At 41.0% G+C, this 4,829-nt stretch carries 3 protein-coding genes; all 3 read left to right on the plus strand.

The window, feature by feature from the left end; genetic code table 11:
* Positions 1-67 precede the first annotated feature (67 nt).
* The 3 genes from FJR08_RS16595 to recF all read left to right on the plus strand — a co-directional run bounded on the left by FJR08_RS16595 (position 68) and on the right by recF (position 4,795).
* On the plus strand, positions 68-2,938 hold the full coding sequence (locus FJR08_RS16595; RefSeq protein ID WP_168633923.1) for a cation-transporting P-type ATPase: 2,871 nt from the start codon (positions 68-70) through the stop codon (positions 2,936-2,938).
* Positions 2,939-3,128: 190 nt separating this feature from the next.
* On the plus strand, positions 3,129-3,563 hold the full coding sequence (locus FJR08_RS16600) for a hypothetical protein (RefSeq protein WP_168633924.1): 435 nt from the start codon (positions 3,129-3,131) through the stop codon (positions 3,561-3,563).
* Between the two features lie 116 nt (positions 3,564-3,679).
* A complete protein-coding gene (gene recF, locus FJR08_RS16605) occupies positions 3,680-4,795 on the plus strand; it encodes a DNA replication/repair protein RecF (protein ID WP_168633925.1) in 1,116 nt (371 codons plus the stop codon).
* Positions 4,796-4,829: the final 34 nt, after the last annotated feature.

The raw sequence follows: 4,829 nt of genomic DNA on the forward strand, positions 1-4,829 counted from the left end.
AATTCCACATTTTCGGACACCACTAAATTATGATCGAATTTTGTAACCATTTCCTGTAACTTACACGATGTCTGCTCATTCTTTACCTGAATCTACCAACCTTTGGCATGGTTTAGAAGTTGATAAAGCCTTAGAAATGCTGGATAGTGACGCAAACAGCGGCTTAACCTCCCCAGAAGTTGAACAGCGTCGCCAAAAATATGGACTTAATGAACTCGAAGAACAGGTCGGTCGTAGCCCTTGGCAAATTCTGCTAGATCAGTTTACCAATATCATGTTATTGATGCTGATTGCCGTTGCCCTCATTTCTGGCCTTTTGGATTTGGTGGCTTTGACTGGGGGGACATTAAAACCCGGTGAAGTGCCATTTAAAGACACAATTGCCATTATGGCTATCGTTATCCTCAATGGTATTTTGGGCTATGTGCAAGAAAGCCGGGCTGAAAAAGCTCTAGCAGCCTTGAAAAAACTATCTTCTCCCTCAGTCCGAATCCTCCGTGATGGTAAACTGGCGGATATAGCAGCGAAGGAGCTAGTTCCAGGGGATGTGATGCTGCTGGAAGCTGGGGTGCAAATAGCTGCTGATGGTCGCTTAATAGAACAGTCTAATTTGCAAGTGCGAGAATCGGCTCTCACAGGTGAAGCCGAAGCTGTCAATAAGCAAGCCATTCTTACATTACCAGAAGATGCACCCTTAGGCGATCGCCTCAATTCAGTTTTTCAAGGTACGGAAGTTGTCCAAGGTCGGGCTAAGGTACTGGTAACTCACACCGGAATGCGAACAGAACTAGGCAAAATTGCCGCTATGTTGCAGTCTGTGGACGGTGAACCTACGCCTTTGCAGCAACGCATGACCCAATTGGGTAACGTTCTCGTTACTGGTTCTTTAATTCTTGTAGCCATAGTAGTTGGTGGTGGACTTATTCATGATCTAACTAAAGGAATAGGTTGGAAGAATTTACAAGAACTGGTGGAAGTTTCTTTAAGTATGGCGGTAGCGGTAGTTCCTGAAGGTTTACCTGCGGTAATCACTGTGACTCTGGCTTTGGGAACTCAGCGTATGGTTAAGCATAATGCTTTAATTCGCAAACTCCCAGCGGTAGAAACTCTTGGTTCTGTAACTACTATTTGTTCTGATAAAACCGGAACTCTAACTCAAAATAAAATGGTGGTACAGTCGGTGTACACCAATAATTCTCCCTTTCGCGTCACTGGAGAAGGTTATACTCCCATTGGCGATTTTCAGTTAAATGGTGAAAAAGCCAATTTAGATGAATGTCCAGAAATTTCTGCTTTGCTTGTTTCCTGTGCGGTTTGTAATGATGCTGTTCTGCAACAACAACAAGGAGAATGGGCAATTTTAGGCGACCCGACAGAAGGGGCTTTAGTGACTTTGGCAGGAAAAGCCGGAATTGAACAAGACCAATGGAGTAGTAAATTACCTCGTGTCTCCGAATTTCCCTTTTCCTCGGAACGGAAGCGCATGAGTGTGATTTGTCAATTAGAAGCTGTAGCTACTGGTGATACTTCTTTAACCGCCATTGACCCAGCCATTGCTGGTTTTGTGGAATCTGAACAATATCTGATGTTTACCAAGGGTTCACCAGAATTAACTTTGGAACGGTGTACAAAAATCCATTTAGGTAATCACTCAATTCCTATCAATGACGAACACCGCAGCCAAATTTTGCTAGCTAATGACCAAATGGCGAGTAAAGGTTTGCGGGTGTTAGGTTTTGCCTATAAACCTTTGGCTGAAGTTCCCCCAGATGGTTCTCATGATACATCTGAGGTAGATTTGGTTTGGTTGGGGTTGGTGGGAATGCTAGACGCGCCTCGTCCAGAAGTGAGGGCGGCTGTGCAAGAATGTCGCAAGGCGGGAATCCGTCCGATTATGATTACTGGCGACCATCAATTAACTGCTCAGGCGATCGCTATTGATTTGGGAATTGCCCAAGCAGGTGATAGAGTCCTCACTGGTAAGGAATTACAACTTCTCAGTGACCAGGAATTAGAGGAACAGGTTGACCTAGTGAGTATTTACGCGCGAGTCTCCCCAGAACACAAATTAAGAATTGTCCAAGCCTTACAACGTCGCGGGCGATTTGTAGCTATGACAGGCGATGGGGTAAATGACGCTCCCGCCCTCAAACAGGCTGATATAGGCATTGCCATGGGCATCACAGGTACAGATGTGAGCAAAGAAGCCAGCGACATGATCCTCCTAGATGATAACTTTGCCACCATAGTTGCTGCCACCAAGGAAGGTAGAGTTGTTTATACCAATATTCGCCGCTTTATTAAATACATTTTGGGTAGTAATATTGGGGAAGTTCTCACCATTGCGGCTGCGCCATTGTTGGGATTAGGAGGCGTTCCCTTGAGTCCTTTGCAAATTCTCTGGATGAATTTGGTAACAGACGGTTTACCAGCTTTAGCATTAGCTGTAGAACCCCCTGAACCTGATGTGATGGAACGTCCCCCCTTCAGTCCCCGTGAAAGTATTTTTGCTAGGGGTTTAGGTTCTTACATGATTCGCATTGGGATTGTTTTCGCTGTGATTACAATTATCCTCATGGAATGGGCTTACCATCATTCTCATGCAGCCGGGTATCAAGGAGATGTGGATACTTGGAAGACAATGGTATTTACTTCATTATGCCTAGCGCAAATGGGTCATGCGATCGCTATTCGTTCTAATAATAGACTTACCATCGAAATGAATCCTTTTTCTAATCCTTTTGTCTTGGGGTCAGTCATTGTCACCACGATTTTGCAATTGATGTTAATTTATGTTCCACCCCTGCAAAGTTTCTTTGGTACTCATCCACTCAGTTTAGAAGAATTAGCAATTTGTATCGGTTTTAGTGCTTTAATGTTTGTCTGGATTGAAGGGGAAAAAATATTCTTCCGCTTAATGGGCAAAAAAACTGTTTAATTGGTAAATTGTCAGAATCAGGACTTGCAAATTAACAGGATGTAATTTCATGATCTTTGGATTTTTTTATCCTGATTCTGATATTTATTACCAATTATTCATCAATATGTATCTAAAAATCAACTTCGACGAGATAAGAAAACCCTTTGGGTGCGTTGACAATTCTAGTATTAATTAGGAGATAGCTATCATGGGTGAATCCAAACGGAGAAAACAGCAAGATCCCAACTACGGGAAAGTTAAAAATCCTGTCAGAAATCTGATGAAAGTTTTTTGCCCGTTTTTTGAGGATTACGATAATTTATCTCATCTCGATGGTGATAGTATATCATTGATGATCGCTAAGGAAGGGTACAAAGAAACGGGTTTGAAAGGCATAATTGTCACAGGATATCTCGCTGAACATTTATTAAAAGACTATCCTCCTGAATCTGAATTAGTCAAAGCTTTCAAACAACATGGAAATATTTATGTTACTTCCACATTAGCCCTAGCGTATTTGGAAAATGATATAAACAAAGAGGAAAATCTGAGGAATTTTGATACATACGACCCATTAAATGACTTTATATGTATGAAAAGCGATTCTAAAAAATACCAAGTAAGTTTGGTGACAGGATCTTAAAAAAAATTTTCTCATCTCCCGAAAAATCCCCAAAATATCCCCGACTTCTGAAAATAATTTTCTCATCTCAAGAATAACTTATTATAAAAGTCGGGGATTTTGAATCTTCAGCTATTATGTACTTAAAAACTCTACACCTCAAACAATTTCGGAATTACCAAAACCAAAAAGTTGAATTTACCGCTGCTAAAACAATTTTAGTTGGTAATAATGCTCAAGGAAAATCGAACTTGTTAGAGGCTGTGGAGTTATTGGCAACATTGCGATCGCACCGCATGGCACGCGATCGTGATTTAATTAAGGAAGGTGAATCTACAGCCCAAATTCATGCCACCCTAGACCGGATTCATAGCCATAGTGATTTAACTCTCACCCTCCGTCGTCATTCTCGTCGCAGCGTGGCTATAAATGGCGTTACAGTCCCCAGACAAATGGATTTTCTGGGGGTTCTCAATGCGGTGGAGTTTTCAAGTTTGGATTTAGAATTGGTGCGTGGTAGTCCTGAAATTCGTCGCAACTGGCTAGATACGCTCTTGATTCAATTAGAACCAGTTTATGCCCACATTTTGCACCAATATCACCAAGTTTTACGCCAACGCAATGCTTTTTTAAAACGTTATGTAAATACACCAGAAAAATCTCTACAATCAGAATTAGCTATCTGGAATGCACAATTAGTAACTGCGGGGACAAGGGTAATCATCAGAAGAGATAGAGCTATTAAAAGATTATCTCCTATCGCTTCTGCCTGGCACGCTAGTATTAGTGGAGCATCTGAAATTCTGGAAATTAATTATGCTGCTAATATTCCCTTAGAAAAAACTTCTCCTCAAGAATTACAAGGGGCTTTTTTTGCTAAACTACAACAAAGAGCCGTTGCAGAATTACATCGAGGGATAACTTTAGTTGGACCCCACCGCGATGAAGTAGAATTAATTATTAATCAAACTCCCGCTCGTCAATATGGTTCTCAAGGTCAGCAAAGAACATTAGTTTTAGCTTTAAAATTAGCAGAATTACAATTAATTGAAGAAGTTATTAATGAACCACCATTACTATTATTAGATGATGTTTTAGCCGAATTAGATCCATCTCGCCAAAATCAATTACTTGATGCTATTCAAGACCGATTTCAAACCTTAATTACTACCACTCATTTGAGCGCTTTTGATGTTCAATGGTTGAAATCTTCCCAGGTTTTATATGTAAATGCAGGGAAAATAGATAATTGACAATTGGGTAATCTTCTTCTTCCTTCTGATTAAC

It is taken from the genome of Dolichospermum sp. UHCC 0260 (assembly GCF_009711985.1).
GTDB classification, from domain to species: domain Bacteria; phylum Cyanobacteriota; class Cyanobacteriia; order Cyanobacteriales; family Nostocaceae; genus Dolichospermum; species Dolichospermum lemmermannii.

What these genes read in the sequence shown, in the direction of transcription:
- FJR08_RS16595 (WP_168633923.1), top strand. Translation starts at nt 68, where the DNA reads ATGTCTGCTCATTCTTTACCTGAATCTACCAACCTTTGGCATGGTTTA.
- FJR08_RS16600 (WP_168633924.1), top strand. Translation starts at nt 3,129, where the DNA reads ATGGGTGAATCCAAACGGAGAAAACAGCAAGATCCCAACTACGGGAAA.
- recF (WP_168633925.1), top strand. Translation starts at nt 3,680, where the DNA reads ATGTACTTAAAAACTCTACACCTCAAACAATTTCGGAATTACCAAAAC.